The organism is Stutzerimonas sp. KH-1, from assembly GCF_054483855.1.
This window is the reverse complement of record NZ_CM137011.1, coordinates 246,810-266,156: the sequence shown is the minus strand read 5'-3', so window position 1 is coordinate 266,156 and position 19,347 is coordinate 246,810. Positions and strand designations below refer to the sequence as shown.

At 64.9% G+C, this 19,347-nt stretch carries 17 protein-coding genes; 14 read left to right on the top strand and 3 right to left on the bottom strand.

From position 1 onward, the window contains the following. Position 1 precedes the first annotated feature (1 nt). Together ACX1DW_RS01245 and rloA3 are read left to right on the top strand one after the other, a co-directional pair. A complete protein-coding gene (locus ACX1DW_RS01245; protein ID WP_125868082.1) occupies positions 2–961 on the top strand; it encodes a LysR family transcriptional regulator in 960 nt (319 codons plus the stop codon). Between the two features lie 57 nt (positions 962–1,018). Then, positions 1,019–1,537 (top strand): retropepsin-like aspartic peptidase RloA3, encoded by a 519-nt coding sequence (gene rloA3, locus ACX1DW_RS01240; protein ID WP_063539713.1) that lies wholly within the window; start codon positions 1,019–1,021, stop codon positions 1,535–1,537. 13 nt (positions 1,538–1,550) lie between these two features. On the opposite strand, the gene ACX1DW_RS01235 is transcribed toward rloA3, so the two are convergent. Continuing rightward, positions 1,551–2,492 carry a class I SAM-dependent methyltransferase gene (locus ACX1DW_RS01235; protein WP_458992572.1) on the bottom strand — a complete coding sequence of 314 codons (942 nt, stop codon included), beginning with the start codon at positions 2,490–2,492 and terminating at the stop codon, positions 1,551–1,553. Between the two features lie 207 nt (positions 2,493–2,699). Here ACX1DW_RS01235 and ACX1DW_RS01230 point away from each other — a divergent pair, with 207 nt between their 5' ends. Beyond that, complete coding sequence (locus tag ACX1DW_RS01230; RefSeq protein WP_458992571.1) at positions 2,700–4,151, top strand: MBL fold metallo-hydrolase; 1,452 nt, start codon at positions 2,700–2,702, stop codon at positions 4,149–4,151. A 118-nt stretch (positions 4,152–4,269) separates the two neighbouring features. Further along, the gene (locus ACX1DW_RS01225; RefSeq protein WP_063539710.1) at positions 4,270–4,662 is read left to right on the top strand and encodes a VOC family protein; all 393 of its coding nucleotides are present in this window, start codon (positions 4,270–4,272) and stop codon (positions 4,660–4,662) included. Positions 4,663–4,816: 154 nt separating this feature from the next. Here ACX1DW_RS01225 and ACX1DW_RS01220 read toward each other — a convergent pair whose 3' ends face one another. Further along, positions 4,817–5,827 (bottom strand): zinc-dependent alcohol dehydrogenase family protein, encoded by a 1,011-nt coding sequence (locus tag ACX1DW_RS01220; protein ID WP_458992570.1) that lies wholly within the window; start codon positions 5,825–5,827, stop codon positions 4,817–4,819. A gap of 248 nt (positions 5,828–6,075) precedes the next feature. On the opposite strand from ACX1DW_RS01220, the gene ACX1DW_RS01215 reads away from it, so the two are divergent. Continuing rightward, positions 6,076–7,593: a phosphate ABC transporter substrate-binding protein gene (locus ACX1DW_RS01215; RefSeq protein WP_458992569.1), complete on the top strand. Its 1,518-nt coding sequence runs from the start codon at positions 6,076–6,078 to the stop codon at positions 7,591–7,593. A 6-nt stretch (positions 7,594–7,599) separates the two neighbouring features. Here ACX1DW_RS01215 and ACX1DW_RS01210 read toward each other — a convergent pair whose 3' ends face one another. After that, complete coding sequence (locus tag ACX1DW_RS01210) at positions 7,600–9,531, bottom strand: sigma-54-dependent Fis family transcriptional regulator (RefSeq protein WP_458992568.1); 1,932 nt, start codon at positions 9,529–9,531, stop codon at positions 7,600–7,602. Positions 9,532–9,930: 399 nt separating this feature from the next. Between ACX1DW_RS01210 and ACX1DW_RS01205 the strand changes: the two genes are divergently transcribed. From ACX1DW_RS01205 to ACX1DW_RS01165, 9 genes are all read left to right on the top strand, one after another. Beyond that, entirely contained in the window at positions 9,931–10,434 is a 504-nt protein-coding gene (locus tag ACX1DW_RS01205) for a gluconate 2-dehydrogenase subunit 3 family protein (protein ID WP_234493209.1), read from the top strand. Between the two features lie 49 nt (positions 10,435–10,483). Further along, positions 10,484–12,061 (top strand): GMC family oxidoreductase, encoded by a 1,578-nt coding sequence (locus tag ACX1DW_RS01200; RefSeq protein WP_458992567.1) that lies wholly within the window; start codon positions 10,484–10,486, stop codon positions 12,059–12,061. 25 nt (positions 12,062–12,086) lie between these two features. After that, a complete protein-coding gene (locus ACX1DW_RS01195) occupies positions 12,087–13,076 on the top strand; it encodes a thiamine pyrophosphate-dependent dehydrogenase E1 component subunit alpha (protein ID WP_458992566.1) in 990 nt (329 codons plus the stop codon). A 47-nt stretch (positions 13,077–13,123) separates the two neighbouring features. After that, positions 13,124–14,194 (top strand): 2,3-butanediol dehydrogenase, encoded by a 1,071-nt coding sequence (locus ACX1DW_RS01190; RefSeq protein ID WP_458993431.1) that lies wholly within the window; start codon positions 13,124–13,126, stop codon positions 14,192–14,194. A 13-nt stretch (positions 14,195–14,207) separates the two neighbouring features. Further along, positions 14,208–15,230 (top strand): alpha-ketoacid dehydrogenase subunit beta, encoded by a 1,023-nt coding sequence (locus ACX1DW_RS01185; protein WP_253748576.1) that lies wholly within the window; start codon positions 14,208–14,210, stop codon positions 15,228–15,230. 5 nt (positions 15,231–15,235) lie between these two features. Then, positions 15,236–15,469 carry a lipoyl domain-containing protein gene (locus ACX1DW_RS01180; RefSeq protein WP_023444395.1) on the top strand — a complete coding sequence of 78 codons (234 nt, stop codon included), beginning with the start codon at positions 15,236–15,238 and terminating at the stop codon, positions 15,467–15,469. Between the two features lie 2 nt (positions 15,470–15,471). Next, positions 15,472–16,173, top strand: coding sequence for a 2-oxo acid dehydrogenase subunit E2 (locus ACX1DW_RS01175; RefSeq protein WP_458992565.1), 702 nt, complete (start codon positions 15,472–15,474; stop codon positions 16,171–16,173). Continuing rightward, positions 16,170–16,937, top strand: coding sequence for a lipoate--protein ligase family protein (locus ACX1DW_RS01170; protein ID WP_267930877.1), 768 nt, complete (start codon positions 16,170–16,172; stop codon positions 16,935–16,937). Before ACX1DW_RS01175 ends, ACX1DW_RS01170 begins: the two co-directional genes overlap by 4 nt. A gap of 317 nt (positions 16,938–17,254) precedes the next feature. After that, positions 17,255–19,300, top strand: coding sequence for a PQQ-dependent dehydrogenase, methanol/ethanol family (locus tag ACX1DW_RS01165; protein WP_458992564.1), 2,046 nt, complete (start codon positions 17,255–17,257; stop codon positions 19,298–19,300). Positions 19,301–19,347 lie beyond the last annotated feature (47 nt).

Below are 19,347 nucleotides of genomic sequence, written 5' to 3'. Positions count from 1 at the left end.
CTTGGCCCGAAAGCTGCGCATCCACTCGCCGGCCATCCACTACTTCGACATGGTGCGGCGCTGTCAGTCGATCCGCGAGGCCTCGCGCCGGCTCAACGTCGCGTCGTCGGCCGTGAACCGGCAGATTCTCAAGCTCGAAGACGAGATCGGCGCGCCCCTTTTCGAACGCTTGCCGGGCGGGCTTCGGCTGACCGCCGCCGGCGAGATCTTCGCTCGCCATGTCATCGTCGTGCTGCAGGACGCCGAACGTGTGCGCTCCGAACTGGACGCGCTGCAGGGTCTGCGCACCGGTCATGTGGAAATCGCCACGGTATCCGGCGTCACCACCGACCTGCTTCCCGGCGTGCTGGAGCAGCTGCGTGAGCGCTATCCGCGTGTCACAGTCGGCGTGACCAGCCTCGGCTCGCAGGCCATTCCCGAAGCGGTGACCAGCGGCCAGGCGGATATCGGCCTGGCCTTCGCCCTGCCGCGTACCGCCGACCTGCAGCAGCTGGGCGTCGGACATTTCCGCCTGGGCGCCATCGTCGCGCCGGGGCATCCACTGGCCGATCGCCAGGACGTCAGCTTCGCCACCTGCGCCGAGTTTCCGCTGATCCTGGCCAAGAGCGACCTTTCCATCCATCACCTGCTGGCACCGCTGCTGGCGCGCACCCGCCCGCGGCACAAGGCGCCGCTGGAAACCAGTTCGGTGGAACTGGCCCTGCAAATGGCCAAGCGCGGCGCCGGGGTCGCCTTCCAGACACGCATCGGCATCGAAGCCGAACTGGCCAGCCGCACGCTGGTGCATGTTCCGCTGAACGACGGCGGCTCGGTGTTCAGCGACCTCGGCGTCTACGTGCGCAGTTCGCGCTACCTGCCAGTCGCGGTGGATGCCTTCGTCCGCGCCCTGAGCGAGGAAATCGCCATCCGCGAAGCCGGGCAGGACAGCCCATCGTCCAGCACGACGCCGCAGCGGCGCTGAACGTTCCGCCGCGGATATCGCTCTATTGAGCGAACCCAATGCTCAGGAGCGTTATTGATGGCATCACGTTTGCTCACCGTACCGACTGCCCTGCTTCTCTCGCTTGCGTCCTATTCCTGTCTTGCCGCCGACGGCACCCCGCTCGGCTGGGTAGAGCGGGGCAAGGTGCTTCCCGAGGAAGTCACGGTGAAGTTCAAGCTCGACACCGGCGCGCTGACTTCATCGATGCATGCCGAAGACATCGAGTATTTCGAGCGGGACGGTGAAGAATGGGTCCGTTTCGATCTGGACCTCGAGGACATCGAACGGGACAAGCTGGTCAAGTCGCGCATCGAGCGCAAGCTGCATCGCGAACTGACGGTCCGCGGTGCCGGCGGCAAGGAAGATCGGCCTGTCGTAATGATGAAAGTGTGCGTCGGCGATCGCCTGCTTGAGGAACAGTTCTCCCTGAGAGATCGCGACGAGATGAACTATCCGGTGCTGCTCGGGCGGCGCACCTTGGAAAAACTCGGGCCGGTGGACTCGGCACGCACCTTCACCATCGAGCCCAGCTGCGCCGAACTCGCCGAGCGCTGAACGGGCCTGAGCGCTAGCCCTGCGCCACGAACAGCAGCGCCTTGAGCCCGCTCTCGGGGCTGATATCCGGAAACTCCGGCGGGTTTTCCAGGCGTTCGGAAAAACGCAGCTGCGGCGCCTCGGCGGCCATGCCCTGGATCAGGAAGTCGGTGCCGGTATCCGGATCGTTGACGCAGGCCAGCACCTGGCCGCCTGGGTTCAGTAGCTCCGGAAGGCGACGCAGGATCTTCTGGTAGTCGCGGGTCAGCGCGAAGCTGCCCTTCTGGAAGGACGGCGGGTCGATGATGATCAGGCCGTAGGGCCCGAGCTTGCGTACCTTGCCCCAGGACTTGAACAGCTCGTGGCCGAGAAAGCTGACCTGGCCAAGATCCTGGCCGTTTAGGCGATGGTTCTCGCGCCCGCGGGTCAGCGCGGCGCTGGCCATGTCCAGGTTGACCACATGCTCGGCGCCGCCGGCAATCGCCGCGACCGAGAATCCACAGGTGTAAGCGAACAGGTTGAGCACGCGCTTGCCGCGTGCGTGCTCTTGCACCCAGCGGCGGCCATAACGCATGTCGAGGAACAGGCCGTTGTTCTGCTTGCGACCCAGATCTAGCTTGTAGCGCAGGTCGTTCTCGCTGATGGTCCACTCGGCCGGCAGCTCGCCGAGCAACGCTTCGGTCGGCGCCTCCGGCAGATAGCGATGCTGCAGCAGAAGGTGCTGTACCTGGCGCTGCCGCCAGACCGGGGATTCGGCCAGCGCCAGCAGCATCCGCTTCAGTGCTTCCAGCTCCGCCGCGCCGGGGTCCCGGAACAGCGCCACCAGCAGCACGCCCTGCAACCAGTCGACGGTCACTTGTTCCAGCCCCGGATAGCAGCGGCCGCGTCCGTGAAACAGCCGGCGCGTCTCATCGGGTGCGGCGGCCAGGGCGGCGAGCAGGTGTCGTTCGAGGACAGTGAGGGGAGCGTTGGTCATGGCGCGGGCATCATCTTGGCAGCGGGCCGCGCATTCTAAACGGCGTTGCCGCTTTGGCGCGTGTTCCCGTGGCGCTCGCGTCACCGGCAGCACGGCTCGTCAGGCGGCGGAAACTATGCGCGACAGCCAACTGCCCAACCTAGCGCCAGCGAACGCTGGCATCGCACTCTTCTGCCGAGCCCTATCGGTCCAAGTGAAGGACATCCGATGAAGCATCCAGCACTCATCCACCACGGCGCGCGCGAAGGCGTGACCGGCTCGTGCCATCAGTTGTGGATGGACGAAAACAGCAGCGTGCTGATCGACTGCGGTCAATTTCAGGGCGACGAAGAAGCGGGGCACGAGGACGAGCTGGCACTGGACTTCTCAATCGAGGGCGTCAAGGCGCTGATCGTGACCCACGTGCACATCGACCATGTCGGGCGTATCCCGAATCTGCTGGCAGCGGGCTTCGACGGGCCGATCCTGTGCAGCGGACCGTCCGCCCGGCTGCTGCCGATCGTGCTGGAGGATGCCTTCCGGCTGTCCATCAGCCGTGATCAGGAGCAGCTGGAGCGCTACCTCAAGGTCGTCGAGCAGCGCATCATCGCCCTGCCCTACGACCACTGGTTCACCCTCAACGAAACCGACGGCAGCGAGTGCAAGGTGCGCCTGCAGCCGGCCGGGCATGTGCTGGGCTCAGCCTACGTCGAGCTGGAGCTGAGCGAGGGCACCGACGTCGAACGCGTGGTGTTCAGCGGCGACCTGGGCGCGCCGCATTCACCGCTGCTGCCGGACCTGGTACCGCCCGAGCGCGCCGACCTGCTGATTCTGGAAAGCACCTATGGCGACCGCCGCCACGAAGACCGTGCGCACCGCCGCGAGCGCCTACAAGCCGTCATCGAACGCGCTCTGAGTGACCAGGGCACGGTACTCATTCCGTCATTCAGCATCGGCCGAACGCAGGAGCTGCTGTTCGAGCTGGAGGAAATCCTCCACGAGAAGCGCGAAGCGGCCGAAGCCAGCGGCACGCCCGTCGAAGCGCCAGAACGGGCCAGGGATGGCGACCCCGATATCGACTGGCCGCAGCTTCCGATCATCCTCGACTCGCCGCTCGCCAGTCGCTTCACCGCCACCTACAAGGAGCTGCAAGGCTACTGGGACGACGACGCTCGCAATCGTCTGGAGGAAGGCCGCAAGCCGCTGTCGTTCAAGCAGCTCATCACCGTCGACAGCCACGATGAACACATGCGCATCGTCGAACACCTCGCACAGACCGCACGCCCGGCCATCGTCATCGCCGGCAACGGCATGTGTTCAGGCGGGCGCATCGTCAATTATCTGAAGGCCATGCTGGGCGACCCGCGGCACAACGTGGTGTTCGTCGGCTATCAAGGCAAGGGCACGCCGGGGCGGGACATCCAGACCCACGGGCCGAAGGGCGGCTTCGTCGATCTGGACGCCGAGCGCGTCGACATCCGCGCCGGCATCGACAGCGTTGGCGGCTATTCCGCCCACGCCGACCAGGCGGACCTGGTGGGTTTCGTCACGCGCATGCAGGAATGGCCGAAGGAGATTCACCTGATCCACGGCGAAGACCAGGCCAAGCAGCGTCTGGCCGAGGTGCTCCGCGCGCGCTACGAGAAGGCCGGCCGGCAAGGCCGGGTGGTCATCCCATAACGTGCACGGTTGCCATGCTCGCAGCTGATCTCGGGACATAACCGCCGGCCACCGCGGCATGGCCGCTCGGAGCCGGTGCTACAGTGCATTTTCACGTCATAACCAAAGCGAGGTGCCCATGCTCAACCATGTAATGGTCGGTTCGAATGATATTGAACGGTCGAAGCGCTTCTACGATGCCGTGCTCGGCGTGCTCGGCGCTGGCGAGCCGCTGCGCAATACGGCGCCGTCCGGGCACACCCGCCTGTTCTACCGGCACGACGGCAGCCTGTTCGGTGTCACCGAGCCCATCAATGGCGAAGAAGCGACTGTAGCCAACGGCGGCACGATCGGCTTCAAGTGCAGCTCGGCGGAGCAGGTCAAGGCGTTTCACGACGTCGCGGTGGCCCACGGTGGCACCAGCTGCGAGGAGCCACCTGGACTGCGCGAAACCAGCCTCGGCGCGATGCACCTGAGCTATGTGCGCGACCCCGACGGCAACAAGCTGTGCGGCATCTACCGCGCGCAATGACCTCGCGATAACGCCGCACAAACGGTGTGCGGCGTAGAAGCCCGAACGTCGATGCGCCGCCTGACGCTGCGGCGCATCGAACTCCACGATAGGCCTATGCCGCCCGCTCGCCTCTCCCCGGCCTGCAGGCTCCTGCCGCCGCACGGCAGCGGCGTCAGAACTCCAGGCAGATCTTGCCGAAGTGCTGGTTGCTCTCCTGGTAACGGAACGCGTCGACGATCTCGTCCAGCGCGAACCGCTTGTCGATCACCGGGTGAATGCCGTTGGCGTCGATGGCACGGATCATCTCCTGCTGCTGCGCGCGGCTGCCCACCAGCACGCCCTGCAAGCGCAACTGACGCACCAGTGCCGGCACCAGCTGCAGCTCGCCGGCGATGCCGGTAAGAATGCCGATCACCGAGATATGCCCGCCGATGCGCGCCGCAACCATCGACTGCGCCAGCGTCGCCGGCCCGCCGACCTCGATCACATGGTCCACGCCGCGGCCATCGGTCAGCTCGCGCACCGTCTCGCCCCAGGCGGGTATCGTTCGGTAGTTGATCAGATGGTCGGCGCCCATCTCCCGCAGGCGCTCCAGCTTGGCGTCGCTGGACGAGGTGGCGATGACCGTGGCGCCGGCCATCTTGGCGAACTGCAGGGCGAAGATCGATACGCCACCGGTACCCTGGATCAACACGCTGTCGCCGGGCTTGAGCTTGCCGTCGGCCATCAGCGCACGCCAGGCAGTGAGGCCGGCGGTGGTCAGGGTCGACGCCTCGGCATGGCTGTAGCCCTTGGGCGCATGGGTGAACGAGGTGGCGCGGGCGGTGACCATTTCGCGGGCATAGCCATCGACACCGTCGCCCGGTACCGTGGCGAAGCCCTCCACCAGCGGCTCGCCGGCCAGCCAGTCGGGGAAGAAGGTGCTGACCACCGCGTCGCCAACGGCGAATTCAGTCACGCCGGAACCCACCGCCACCACTTCACCGGCGCCATCGGCCATGGGAATGCGCGGCTCACTGGGGCCCCACATGCCGCTGACCACCGCGAAATCGTGGTAGTTCAGCGAGTTGGCGCGCAGGCGCACGGTGATCTCGCCGGCCTCGGGCCGGGCGGCCTCGCCGGTGCCGACGATGACCCGGTCATAGCCGCCCCCGGGCTGCACGAATATCGCTTTGTGGCTCATTGGAATTCTCCTCTGCTAACGGGATGACCTGAAGGGAACGGCCGGCAGCGGCACCCGTTCGCTCCGCGAAGCCTGCTGAGTCGCCGCACGCGCGCCGCTCGAATGCGCGACAGCATAGCCAATCCGCCATCGACATGGCGGCCGCGAACTTACCTCGATCGACATCGTCGAAAGCGCGTTCGCCAATAGTCCACGGCTCGCCTGCCGGCGGCCGCACGCAACTGCCCAGTGCATCCGGAACAACCCTCATGCCCCATCGCCCTCATCGACCAACGACCCTGCACACCACTGCCGCTGCCGCCCTTCTGCTCGCCCTGGCCACACCCGGCCTGGCGGCGGAAACAGAGGCGCAGCTGGCCGCACGCGACGCCGAGAACAAGCGCCTGACCGCCGAACTCATGGCCAAGCCCAACGAGCTGAACCAGCCGCTGCGGAGCAAGTACAACCACATCATCACCTACGGTCAGTCGCTCGCCTCCGCGGCCGAAGGCTGGCCGGCGCTCTCGGTGGCACCGCGCTACGACAACCTCATGCTCGGCCAGTCGCCACGCTCGGCGGCATTCAGCGGCGCGGCGTTCAAGCCGGTGGGCGAAGCGGCCTTCACGCCGTTGCGCGCCGTGGTGCAGCAGAAGAGCAACGCGGCCGTGGTGCTCGATGCGGAGAAGGTCAGCAAGCTCGCGCCGCAGGCGCAGGAAGAAGGCGAATCGGTGGAAGTCGGCGCGCTGAACATGGCACGTCGGCTCTACCTGCATCACCTCGGCCGCGACACCGATCCGGATCACCTGTTCGTCGCCAGCAATGCCTCGACCTCGGGTCGCTCCATTGCCCAGCTCTCGAAAAGCGGCGGCACCAACGAATACCTGCGCGTGACCCAGGCCGTCGATCAGGCCAAGGCGCTGGCCGACGCGCAACAGGCCAGCTACAGCATCAGCGCGTTCTTCTGGCTGCAGGGCGAGTACGACTATTCCCACACCAACGGCGGCAAGAACGACAAGGACTACTACAAGACCAAGCTGCGCCAGCTGCGTGACGACCTCTACGCCGACACCGCCAAGGCCATCGCCGGGCAGGAAAAGATGCCAGCCTTCTTCAGCTACCAGACCGACGCCAAATCCTCGGTCAAGGACGGTTCGCTCGCGGTCGGCATGGCGCAATGGGAACTGGCTCAGGAAGAGCCCGGCTGGTACCTGGTCGGGCCGGTCTACCCCTACACCGACAAGGGCGTGCACCTCTCGGCAAACGGCTATCGCTGGTTCGGCCAGATGCTCGGCAAGGTCTACCACCGCGTTGTCATCGAGCGTAAGGGTTGGACCCCGCTCGCGCCGCGTCAGGCCACGCTGGACGGCCGCGACGTGCTGATCGATTACCACGTGCCGCACCCGCCGCTGGCGTTCGACCAGCCGTACCTCGGCCATCAGGCCCGCGATGTGAAGAACAAGGGTTTCGTGCTGCGTGACGACAGGGGCGAAGTGCCCATCGAAGCCGTCGACATCGTCGCCGACACCGTCGTGCGCCTGCGTGCCGGTCGCGACTTCAGCGGTCAGCCACGCATCAGCTATGCCGGCCATGAGGTCGGCGGCGCCGGCCAGCTGCGCGACAGCGACCCGATGCGCGCCGACGCCACCTACGAATACCTGCCCGACCTCATGCCTGCCGAAGCCAACATCAAGGCCCTGGTGCACCAGCCCTACCCGCTGCACAACTGGAGCATCGCGTTCGATATCGAGGTGGCGGGCCAACCGGGCACCGAGCGCGAGGAAGGCTGACGCACGTCAGATCGGCGCCTCTATCCCCAGCAGGCGCATGCGCCGATACATCGTCGGCCGCGAAACGCCGAGTTCGCGCGCCGCGGCACTGATGTTCCAGCGATGGCGACGCAGCGTCTCACGCAGGGCCGCAGCAGACTCGGGTTCCGGCTCCGCCTCGGCTTGCCGACCGCGGGCAAGAATGCGCGGCAGGCATTCATCCGGCAGATCCTGCACGGTGATCTCGTCCCCCTCGCAGGTCGCCAGCGCGTACTGCAGCACGTTACGCAGCTCGCGAATGTTGCCTGGCCAGGGATAGGCCAGCAGCGCGCTGATCGCATCACCACGCAGGTGCGGGTTGCCCGGTCGACCCTCGGCCAACTCGGCAAAGACGCGGTCGATCAGGAACGCCTTGTCCGCCCGCTCACGTAACGGCGGCAGCTTCAGCGACGCGCCATTGAGCCGGTAGAACAGGTCCTCGCGAAACGCCCCGCTCTCCACCATCTGCCGCAGGTCACGGTGGCTGGCCGCGATCACGCGGATGTCCACCTTCACCGGCCGCTCGGCGCCCAGTGGCGTCACCTCCTGTTCGGCCAGCACGCGCAGCAGGCGGGTCTGCAGGTGCAGCGGCATGTCGCCGATCTCGTCGAGGAACAAGGTGCCGCCGTCGGCCTGCTGGATCAGGCCGCGCATGCCCTTGCTGCGCGCCCCGGTGAAGGTACCCGGGGCGTAGCCGAACAGCTCGCTCTCGATCAGCGATTCGGGCATCGCGCCGCAGTTGATCGCCACGAACGGCTTGCTGCGTCGGCTGCCGCTTTCATGCAGCGCCTTGGCCAGACGTTCCTTGCCGGTGCCGGTCTCGCCATTGAGCAAGACGTTCAGCGGCTCGCTGCACAGCCGGTGCGCGCGGGCGAGCATCTTGCGCATGGCCGGGTCATCGTCGGCCAGCGCATCCAGTGGCGAATGCCCGGCCGGCGAGCTGCGCTCCGACGCTACCGGCACACGACGGCGCGGCTCCATCAGCGCAGCGAAGAACAGCTGATGGCGATGGGTGCGAAACGCGCGGATCTGATCGTGGCTGGCGTAGGGAATGCTCAGCACGTCCGCCAGCTCGCAGTCGAACAGCTGATCGACATGCACCTGGTTCGAGGTACCGAACGGGCCGGACAGTGCCAGCCCATGTTCGGCCAGCAGTCCGCGCGCAGCCGTGTTGCCAGCCAGCAGCTCGCCCTGATCGCCCAGCGCCAGCAGGTAGCGACGGTTGATCAGCACGAACTCCCGCGAGCCGTCGAAACAGAGGATCGGCCGGTCGCGATACAGGCGCAGGAAGTAGGCGTCCTCGATCATCCGCGCGTACTGCTTGACCAGCTGCAGGGCGAAGGTCTGCGAATCCTTGGATGGCGGCGAATGCAGCGCCGAGATGTCCAGCACCGCCAGCAGCTGCCCCTGCGGGTTGAACATCGGCACCGCCGTGCAGGTGAGGTTGGTATGCCAGACGCTGAAGTGATCGTGCTGGTGGCAGGTCAGCGCCTGCTGCTCCTTGATGCAGGTGCCGACCGCGCAGGTGCCGGCGTGGTCCTCGCCCCAGTCCGAGCCCAGATACAGGCCGGTCTTGCGATGCGCCTTCTCGTCCGCCGGATCGCCGAGAAACTGCACGGCGATGCCGCGGTTGTCGGTCAGCAGAATCACGTAGCCCAGCTCGGCCACCTGCCGGTAGAGCTGCTCCACGCCCGCACGGGCCACGTTGATCAGCTCGTCTGCCTGGTCCTGGTGCTCGCGCAGCACCTGCCGCGGCACGAAGCGCGCCTCGGACGGGCGCGTCGGATCCAGACCGTAGTCGTGCACGCAGCGGCGCCAGGAGCGGGCGATGATCGGGTCGCGGTCACCAGGAAGATGCGGCGCATTAGCCAGGGTCAGCACCGCGTCGATATGGCTCACGGGCCCGGAGAACAGGTTCATGCATCCTCCTCGAAGCGCTCGCAGCGGATGGCAACGGGCACCTCAGCGAAACGCTTTATTGTTATGAAGTGTAAGGAAGGATAACTCATTGAACCGCCAGGACCAGCCTGAACTTTGGGAGCATGCCTGGTTGAGCGATTTAATATTAGCCGCACGTTGTAAAGCGCTTTACAACGCTTTACAGGTGTAAAGCGCAACTTGCGTTACAACAGTGTTACGAGCCCCCACCTAAAACAAGATAACTCCTTTAATTTCAGATATATACCTAAATAAAACCCCATTTATAAAAGTTGGCATGACACCTGCTGATCACCCTGTGCGGAACAAACTCTTCGCATAACAAGATCGCCAGCCGCCTGCTCCCCTCAGCGCTGTTGGTAATAATCAGGAGCTACTGTCATGCACGATTCAGCTCGTCCGCACGGCACGCTAAACCGTCGACGTTTTCTTTCTCTGTCCAGCCAGTCGCTGCTGGCGTTGAGCCTGAGCCAGTTGATCCCGGTGAACCTGCTCGCCGAGGAGCGGCAGGCGGAACTGCCTGACGGCCTGCTGCGCATGGGTCGCGACATCTTCCCCCACGATTTCATCAGCGATCGCCACTACGTACGGCCCCTGCTCGACCTCGCGGAACAGGAGCCGGCGCTGATCGGCGGCGGGCTCGACGAGCTGCAGCGTCAGGCACGCAAGGCCCACGGCAAGCGCTTCGAACAGCTAGACGAAGCCGAACGCGTGGCGCTGCTCAGCGACATCGAGGGCACCCCGTTTTTCAAGGCGGTGCGCAGCAGCCTGATGTTCGGCCTGTACGACAACAAGACGCTATTCCCGCTGTTCGGCTACGAGGGCTCGTCGTGGGAATACGGCGGCTACGTCAACCGCGGCTTCGACGATCTCAACTGGCTCTGAGCCAGGGCGCCTCGCGGCGCCGACAACAAGAACAAGAGAGGGATACCCCATGGCAACTTTTGCCCAGGACGACGATGGCGTCGTGGTGATCATCGGCTCCGGCGCTGGCGGCGGCACGCTGGCCAACGCGCTGGCCAAACAGAAGATTCGTAGCGTGGTGCTCGAGGCGGGCAAGCGGCACACGCTGGAGGACATCGAGAACGACGAGTGGGCGATGTTCAAGAAGATCTCCTGGCTCGACAAGCGCATCGCCGCCGGCGACTGGCACCTGGCCGAGGACAACCCCAACCTGCCGGCCTGGATCGTCAAGGGCGTCGGCGGCAGCACCGTGCACTGGGCCGGCATCGCCCTGCGCTTCCGTGATTTCGAATTCAGGATGCGGAGCATCAACGGCGACATCGCCGGGGCCAACCTGCTGGACTGGCCGGTAACCCTGGAAGAGATGGCGCCCTGGTACGAGAAGGCCGAGAAGCACATGGGCGTGACCGGCCCCAGCACCGGCATGGCCTATCACCCCTGGCACAACTCCTTCAAGGTGCTGGCCACCGGCGCCAAGCGGGTCGGCTACAAGGAGATCCTCTCCGGGCCGATGGCGATCAACACCGAGCCCTACGACGACCGCGCCGCCTGCCAGCAGATCGGCTTCTGCATGCAGGGCTGCAAGATGGGCGCGAAGTGGTCGACGCTCTACACCGACATTCCCCGCGCCGAAGCCAGTGGGTACTGCGAGGTGCGGCCGCAGTCGATGGTGCTGCGCATCGAACACGACGCCAAGGGCAAGGTGAACGGCGTGGTCTACGCCGACGCCCAGGGCACCATCCAGCGGCAGAAGGCCCGGGTGGTATGCGTGGCGGGCAACTCCATCGAATCGCCGCGCCTGCTGCTCAACTCCGCTTCCTCGATGTTCCCCGACGGGCTGGCCAACTCCTCCGGCCAGGTCGGCAGCAACTACATGACCCACACCACCGCCGGCATCTTCGCGGTGATGCCCAAGCCGGTGAACATGCACCGCGGCACCACCTGCGCCGGGGTGATCTCCGACGAGTCTTACAACGATCCGTCGCGCGGTTTCGTCGGCGGTTACCGCCTGGAAATCCTCGCCCTCGGCCTGCCGTTCCTGTCCGCCTTCCTCGACCCGACGCCCAAGGGCTGGGGCCGCCAGTTCGCCTCGCGGATGGAAAAGTACAACCACATGTCTGGCGTCTGGCTGTGCGGCGAAGACCTGCCGCTGGAAAGCAACCGCATCACCCTGCACGCCACCGAGAAGGACCAGTACGGCCTGCCGATTCCGGTGGTGACCAAGAGCGATCACCCCATGGATGCCGCCATGCGCAAGCACGGCGTCGCCGCCACCGCCAAGTGCTACGAGGCCGCCGGCGCCACCGACGTCATCGAGCTGCCGCCCTACCCGGCCAGCCACAACATGGGCACCAACCGCATGAGCGCCAAGGCCCGTGACGGCGTGGTGAACAAGTGGGGCCAGAGCCACGACATCCCCAACCTGTTCGTTTCCGACGGCAGCCAGTTCACCACCAGCGGCGGCCAGAACCCCACCCTCACCATCGTCGCGCTGGCCCTGCGCCAGGCCGAGCAGATCGGCCGACTGCTCAACGAACGCGCGATCTGACCCGTCACTAAAAGGGAGTCCACCCATGACCCAGCCCACCCCCTCGCAGCGCCTGTGGATGTACGAGCAGATGCTGACCAGCCGCTACATGGAGGAATCCATCGAGCGCATCTACATGGAAGGCAAGACGCCGGTGTTCAATATGGCCAAGGGGCCGATTCCCGGCGAGATGCACCTCTCCAACGGTCAGGAGCCCTGCGCGGTAGGCGTCTGTGCGCACCTCGAGGCCGGCGACATCGTCACCGCCACCCACCGCCCGCACCACATCGCCGTGGCCAAGGGCGTCGACCTCAACGAGATGATGGCCGAGATCTTCGGCAAGGCCACCGGGCTTTCCGGCGGGCGCGGCGGCCATATGCACCTGTTCGATGGCCGGGTGAATTTCTCCTGCTCGGGGATCATCGCCGAAGGCATGGGGCCGGCCGTCGGCGCCGCATTGTCGCGGCAGATGCAGGGCAAGCCCGGCGTGGCCGTGTCCTTCATCGGCGAGGGTGCGGCCAACCAGGGCGCCTTCCACGAAACGCTGAACCTCGCCGCGCTGTGGAAGCTGCCGGTGGTGTTCGTCATCGAGGACAACGCCTGGGGCATCTCGGTGGCCAAGGCCAGCGCCACCTGCATCAAGCAGCACCACGTGCGCGCCGCGGCCTACGGAATGCCCGGTGTGTTCGTCGAGAACAACGACCCGGACGGCGTGTTCCGCGCGGCCGGCGAAGCCATCGAGCGCGCCCGTGCCGGTGGCGGCCCGACCCTCATCGAGATCGAGACCTACCGCCTGGCCGGCCACTTCATGGGCGACGGCGAAACCTACCGCCCCGAGGGCGAGAAGGACGGCCTGATGAAAAAGGACCCGATTCCCGGCTACCGCCAGCGCCTGATCGACGAAGGCGTGATGAGCGAGGCACAGGCCCACGACATCGAAGCCCGCGCCCGTGGCCGCATCGATGAAGCGGTGCAGTTCGCCCGCGAAAGCCCCTATCCACGCCCCGAAGAGGCGCTCGAGCACGTGTTCGTGTGAACCGATCCGAACAACACGAGGAACACCTGATGAACAGCCAAGCCACCATGACCGCCGCCGTCTGGCACGGTCGCAAGGACATCCGCCTGGAGCAGGTGCCGCTACCTGACGCGCCGCAACCGGGCTGGGTGCAGATCCGTGTGCACTGGTGCGGCATCTGCGGTTCCGACCTGCACGAATACCTCGCCGGGCCTGTGTTCATCCCGGTGGACGCGCCGCACCCGCTCACCGGCATCAAGGGCCAGTGCATTCTCGGCCACGAGTTCTGCGGCGAGATCGTCGCTCTAGGCGAAGGCGTCGAGGGCTATGCGCCGGGCGACAAGGTCGCCGCCGACGCCTGCCAGCATTGCGGCCAGTGCCGCTTCTGCAGGACCGGCCAGTACAACCTCTGCGAGAAGCTGGCCTTCACCGGGCTGATGAACAACGGCGCTTTCGCCGAGTTCGTCAACGTACCCGCCGAGCTGCTATATCGCCTGCCCGAAGGCTTTCCGCTGGAGGCCGGCGCGCTGATCGAACCGTTGGCGGTCGGCATGCACGCGGTGAAGAAGGCCGGCAGCCTCCTCGGCGAGACGGTTGTGGTGGTCGGCGCCGGCACCATCGGCCTGTGCACCATCATGTGCGCCAAGGCCGCCGGCGCCGGCCAGGTGATCGCCCTGGAGATGTCCGCCGCGCGCAAGGCCAAGGCGCTGGAAGTCGGCGCCACGCGGGTCATCGACCCCAGTGAGTGCGACGCCATCGCCGAGATCAAGGCGCTCACCGGCGGCTATGGCGCCGACACCTCCTTCGAGTGTATCGGCCACAAGGCCACCGCCAAGCTCGCCCTCGACGTGATCCGCAAGGCCGGTCGCTGCGTGATGGTGGGCATCTTCGAGGAGCCCTCGGAATTCAACTTCTTCGAGATCGTCGCCACCGAGAAACAGGTGATCGGCTCGCTCGCCTATGCAGGGGAGTTCGCCGATGTCATCGCCCTGATCAGCGACGGCCGGATGGACGTCACCCCGCTGATCACCGGCCGCATCGGCCTGGACAGCATCCTCGAGCAGGGCTTCGAGGAGCTGGCCAATCACAAGGACCGCAACGTCAAGATCATCGTCAGCCCCAGCGCACTGGCCGGCTGAGCAGGAGACCGCCATGACCACAGCAGTAAAAGAGAGAAAGCTCACCGTCGCCCGCGCCATGGCCGAAGCCGTGGCCCAGGAGATGCGCCTGGACCCGAAAGTGTTCGTGATGGGCGAGGACATCGGCCAGCTTGGCGGTGTGTTCGGCAACACCCGCGGGCTCTACGAGGAATTCGGCAAGGAGCGCATCCGCGACACGCCGATCTCCGAAACGGCCTTCATCGGCGCCGCCGTGGGTGCCGCCTCGGACGGCATGCGGCCGATCGTCGAACTGATGTTCGTCGACTTCTTCGGCGTCTGCATGGACGCCATCTACAACCTGATGGCGAAGAACACCTACTTCTCCGGCGGCAAGGTGCCGGTGCCCATGGTGCTGATGGCCTCCACCGGCGCCGGATACTCCGACGCCGGCCAGCATTCGCAGTGCCTCTACGGCACCTTCGCCCACCTGCCGGGCATGAAGGTGGTGGTGCCGAGCAATGCCTACGACGCCAAGGGCCTGATGACCGCGGCGATTCGCGACGACAACCCGGTCGTCTACCTCTTCCACAAGGCGCTGCAGGGCATGGGCTGGCTGGGCACGGAGAAAGGCGCCACCGTGCCGGTACCGGACGAGCCCTACATCGTCGAGATCGGCAAGGCCAAGACCGTGCGCGAGGGCCGCGACGTCAGCCTGGTCAGCCTCGGCGCCGGCGTGCACCACGCCCTGCGCGCCGCCGCGACGCTTGAGAAGGACGGCGTCAGCGCCGAGGTCATCGACCTGCGCAGCCTGGTGCCGCTGGACCGCGAGCACGTCATCGCTTCGGTGAAGAAAACCGGCCGGCTGATCGTGATCGACGAGGACTACCACAGCTTCGGCGTCAGCGGCGAAATCATCGCCAGCGTCGTCGAGCACGACATCGGCATGCTCAAGGCACGCCCGCAGCGGGTGGCCTTCCCCGACATCCCCATCCCCTTCACCCCGGTCATGGAGCAATGGGCCCTGCCCAACGCGGACAAGATCGTGGCCGCCTATCACGCCATGCATAAGGAATGACGTTTATGAGTACCCCCATCGTGATTGCAGACGACCTCTGGGAAGGCGACGCCGAAGCGGTGATCACCTCCTGGCTGGTCAGCGACGGCGCCGAAGTGGCCGCCGGTGACCTGGTCGCCGAGGTCATGTCGGAAAAGGCCCAGTTCGAGATCGAGGCGCCGGCTGCCGGCGTGCTGAAGATCATCGAGGAAGAAGACGCGGTGATCGCCAAGGGTGCGGTCATCGGCCAGGTGGAATAGCCATGGCTCGACTGGAAATCCTGCCCGAGCGCGCTTCCGAACGGGTGCCGCTCAAGGGCATGCGCAAGATGATCGCGGCGAAGATGCACGAAAGCCTGCAGACCACCGCGCAGCTGACCCACCACAGCGAATGCCGGCTGGATGCGCTGAAAACCCGCCGCGCCGAGCTGAAGGCCGAGGGCAGCGCGGTGTCCGTGCAGGACCTGTTGCTGCTCAAGGTGATCGAGACGCTGCAGGCCCACCCCGGCCTCAATGCCACGCTGCAAGAAGAGGTGATCCACCAGCACGCGGCGGTGCATCTGGGCCTCGCCATTCCACTGCCGGGCGATCTGCTGGTCGCCCCGGCGCTGTTCAATGCCGAACAACTGGACGGCGAAAGCCTGTCCCAGGCGCGCAAGGCGCTGGTCGACAAGGCCCAGACCGGAAAGCTGTCGGTCAAGGAGCTGACCGGCGCCACCTTTACCGTCTCCAACTTGGGACTGTCGCGGGTGCACCACTTCACGCCGATCCTCAATCCGCCGCAGGTGGCCATCCTCGGGGTCGGTGGTATCCAGCGGCGGCTGGAACTCGGGCCGAGCGGCGAACTGGTGGAAGTCGAGTGGATGGGCCTGTCGCTGACCTTCGACCACCGAGCCGTCAACGGCTCACCCGCGGCTGAATTTCTCGATGATCTCTGCCGGCGCATCGAGGGGTACGCGGCATGAACGGCATTGCTCGGTTCAGCGTGGGCGCCGGCCTGAATGCCGAGCGGGCCTTGCTGCAGCGCGTCTGTGACGGACTGTTCGACTGCCAGCTGCTGCTCTGGCGCCCCACCGGCCAGGCGCTGGTGATGCCCGGCAGCTTCGAGCGCCGCCCCGGTTTCGCCTTGGCCAGCCAACGCTGCGCGGCGCAGGGCTGGCCGATCCTGCTGCGCGACACCGGCGGCGAGCCGGTGCCGCAATCATCGGCGGTGCTCAACATCGCACTGGCCTGCACCATGCCGGTCAGCGAGGAGACCGGCAAGCGCATCGTCGTCGCCTACGAGCGCCTGCTCGATCCCCTGGCGCTATGGCTCGCCGAACATGGTCTGCGGGCAGGAGTCGGCGCGGTTCCAGGCGCCTTTTGCGACGGCCGCTTCAACCTGACGATGGAGGGCCGCAAGCTGGCCGGCACCGCGCAACGCTGGCGGCGCAGCTGCGACGGCCGCCCAGCAGTGCTCGCTCATGCGGCTGTGCTGATGGAGGACTGGCGCGAGCCCATGGCCGATGTCGTCAACCGCTTCTATCACGCCTGCGCCAGCGACCTCCGCTGCCAGGCCGACAGCCATCTGGCTCTCAGCGAGCGACTGCCGGCCGCGTGGAGCGAGGCCGAGTCATTGGCCGACCGTTATCAGCGCGTTCTGGCCTGGCAAGGTCTGCAGCTCGGCGCCCGCCCTTTGCCGTGCCCGGCCGCAAGCGCGGTGGCCGGTCCGCCCTCCCCCTTGCTTTGAACAACAAAACGGTCAGCCATCCGGCCTGGCCATGCATCGGAGGCAACACCATGAGCTACCCCACCACCGCCCCGCCCAAAGTGCGTCTGCGCCACCAGCGCGGTATCCAGCCATTCGGCCGAAAAGCGCCGAACGTTAGGGAGTAAACACGTTTTAAAAACATTACCGGCAGATGCTCGCTTGACGCATGCCGGAAGCGCTGAACAACCCTAAACAAGGTAATAATAAAAATGAAATCAAGACGACCAAATCTAAGGGTACCTGTGTTAATGGCGGCTTCGCTTTTTGCAACTGCGCCATTGTATGCATCAGACAGGATGATTACCGACAAAGAACTGTCTGATGAATCAAACACTGCTGACTGGCTGGCCTATGGACGAACACACTCCGAACAGCGGTTCAGCCCCCTGAAAGATATCAATGTAGAAAATGTCAGCGGGCTGAAACCCGAATGGTACGCCCCTCTTCCGGACCGATCCGATATGGTCGGCACGCCCTTGGTCGTCGATGGCGTCATGTATTACGTGGGCGAAATGAACAGAACGCGTGCGTTCGATGCGCGCACCGGCAAGATGCTCTGGGAATATGACCCACAGGTTTCCAAAGAAATTCTCGACAACAACATGAAGAAGGTCTTCTGGAAACATAGCCGCGGACTTTCAACCTATGGTGACAAGTTGTTCATCGCCACCTGGGATGGCCGTCTTATAGCGATCAACAGAAAAGACGGCAAGGAAGTCTGGCAAACCCGAACCTTTGATCATGATCAGCCGTTGAATATCACCGGCCATCCCAAGGCCTTCGACGGCAAGGTATTTGTCGGCAACGGCGGAACGGAACTTGGCCCGATGCGCGGCTATGTAACTGCTTACGATGCCGAAACCGGCAAACAGATCTGGCGCTTCCATATCGTGCCTGGCAACCCTGCCGATGGATTCGAGGATGCCGCTCAGGCAATGGCGGCCAAGACCTGGAGTGGCCGGTGGTGGGAAAACGGCGGCGGCGGTAATGCCTGGCACGGCTGGACGTACGACGCCAAGTACAACCAGCTCATCTTCGGTACAGGCAACGGCGGACCGTGGAACATCAAGGTGCGTAGTCCGGAGGGTGGCGACAACCTGTTCCTGTGTTCGGTCGTGGCAGTAGATGCGGATACGGGCGAATACAAGTGGCATGTCCAGACTGCACCCGGCGACACCTGGGACTACAACTCGAACATGGACATCGTGCTGGCCGATCTGAAAATCGATGGCAAGGACGTTGACGCCGTATTGCATGCGCCGAAGAACGGCTTCTTCTATACGATCGACCGTTCGAACGGCAAGGTACTGTCCGCCGAGAAATTCACCGATGCCAACTGGTCAACCAGGTACGACCTGAAAGAGCAGCGCCATATCGTTGCCGACGACGCCAGATATCCCGATGGCGAGAAGAATATCTATCCTTCGGCATTCGGGGCTCACTCATGGCACGCGATGTCTTATAACCCCGAATTGAATCTTGCCTTTATCCCAACCAACCATCTGGGCAATACCTTCAAGGATGACGGCAAGAACACGAAGTCTGACCACAAGATGGCAAGCCACAAGCTCTACCTGGGACTGACCGGTTGGGAGCTGACCAAAGACCCGCATGAAACTCGCGGTTCCTTGCAAGCCTGGGACCCGATCAAGAACGAGCGTGTGTGGCAAGTCAACCAGAAGAGCCCATGGGGTGGCGGAACCCTGACCACGGCCGGCAACCTGGTTTTCCAGGGCCAGCCTGACGGCCTGTTCAAAGCCTACGATGCCCGCACCGGCGACGAACTTTGGTCATATGACGTGGGCCTCGGTATCTCCGCACCACCGATCACTTACAAGTTGGATGGCAAACAGATGGTTTCCCTGCTAGTGGGCCCGGGTGGCGCACTGGCCTCCAACTTCGGTGGCTCCGGTGAACTCGGTTTTGAAAGTCATGGCTGGAAATATGGTGCGCATGAGCGCCGCATCATGACGTTCTCGCTCGATGGAAAAGCGGTCGTTCCAAAACAACCTGCGCCGCAACTTGCCAAGCCCATCATCGATGAGAAGTTCGAGGTCGACACCAAGAAAGCGGAGGCAGGCGCGGGCGTTTTTGCGGAAAACCTCTGTGTCGGCTGTCATGGCGCCGGAGCGGTTGCCGGTATGAAGGCACCCGATCTACGGGAGTCGCCGATATTGCTCACAGGCAGTGAGAAGGCGTTCGAGAGTGTCGTGCGCGGCGGCGCGTTACTTGCCAATGGCATGCCCAAGTTCCCGGATCTGACCGATGCCGAGCTGGAAAGCATCCGTCACTTCGTCCGCCGGCAAGCACACGACGGTGTGAAGTCTGGTGGCGGACATTAGGCCGGCAACTTTCGATCACCAGGCAAACAGTTGAACCGGTAACGCCT

Excerpts from the sequence above, each read along its gene's own strand:
- ACX1DW_RS01185 (WP_253748576.1), top strand. The coding sequence starts at position 14,208 with ATGACCACAGCAGTAAAAGAGAGAAAGCTCACCGTCGCCCGCGCCATG.
- ACX1DW_RS01165 (WP_458992564.1), top strand. The coding sequence starts at position 17,255 with ATGATTACCGACAAAGAACTGTCTGATGAATCAAACACTGCTGACTGG.
- ACX1DW_RS01210 (WP_458992568.1), bottom strand. The coding sequence starts at position 9,531 with ATGAACCTGTTCTCCGGGCCCGTGAGCCATATCGACGCGGTGCTGACC.
- ACX1DW_RS01205 (WP_234493209.1), top strand. The coding sequence starts at position 9,931 with ATGCACGATTCAGCTCGTCCGCACGGCACGCTAAACCGTCGACGTTTT.
- ACX1DW_RS01200 (WP_458992567.1), top strand. The coding sequence starts at position 10,484 with ATGGCAACTTTTGCCCAGGACGACGATGGCGTCGTGGTGATCATCGGC.
- ACX1DW_RS01230 (WP_458992571.1), top strand. The coding sequence starts at position 2,700 with ATGAAGCATCCAGCACTCATCCACCACGGCGCGCGCGAAGGCGTGACC.
- ACX1DW_RS01190 (WP_458993431.1), top strand. The coding sequence starts at position 13,124 with ATGACCGCCGCCGTCTGGCACGGTCGCAAGGACATCCGCCTGGAGCAG.
- ACX1DW_RS01195 (WP_458992566.1), top strand. The coding sequence starts at position 12,087 with ATGACCCAGCCCACCCCCTCGCAGCGCCTGTGGATGTACGAGCAGATG.
- ACX1DW_RS01235 (WP_458992572.1), bottom strand. The coding sequence starts at position 2,492 with ATGACCAACGCTCCCCTCACTGTCCTCGAACGACACCTGCTCGCCGCC.
- ACX1DW_RS01170 (WP_267930877.1), top strand. The coding sequence starts at position 16,170 with ATGAACGGCATTGCTCGGTTCAGCGTGGGCGCCGGCCTGAATGCCGAG.
- rloA3 (WP_063539713.1), top strand. The coding sequence starts at position 1,019 with ATGGCATCACGTTTGCTCACCGTACCGACTGCCCTGCTTCTCTCGCTT.
- ACX1DW_RS01215 (WP_458992569.1), top strand. The coding sequence starts at position 6,076 with ATGCCCCATCGCCCTCATCGACCAACGACCCTGCACACCACTGCCGCT.
- ACX1DW_RS01220 (WP_458992570.1), bottom strand. The coding sequence starts at position 5,827 with ATGAGCCACAAAGCGATATTCGTGCAGCCCGGGGGCGGCTATGACCGG.
- ACX1DW_RS01180 (WP_023444395.1), top strand. The coding sequence starts at position 15,236 with ATGAGTACCCCCATCGTGATTGCAGACGACCTCTGGGAAGGCGACGCC.
- ACX1DW_RS01225 (WP_063539710.1), top strand. The coding sequence starts at position 4,270 with ATGCTCAACCATGTAATGGTCGGTTCGAATGATATTGAACGGTCGAAG.
- ACX1DW_RS01175 (WP_458992565.1), top strand. The coding sequence starts at position 15,472 with ATGGCTCGACTGGAAATCCTGCCCGAGCGCGCTTCCGAACGGGTGCCG.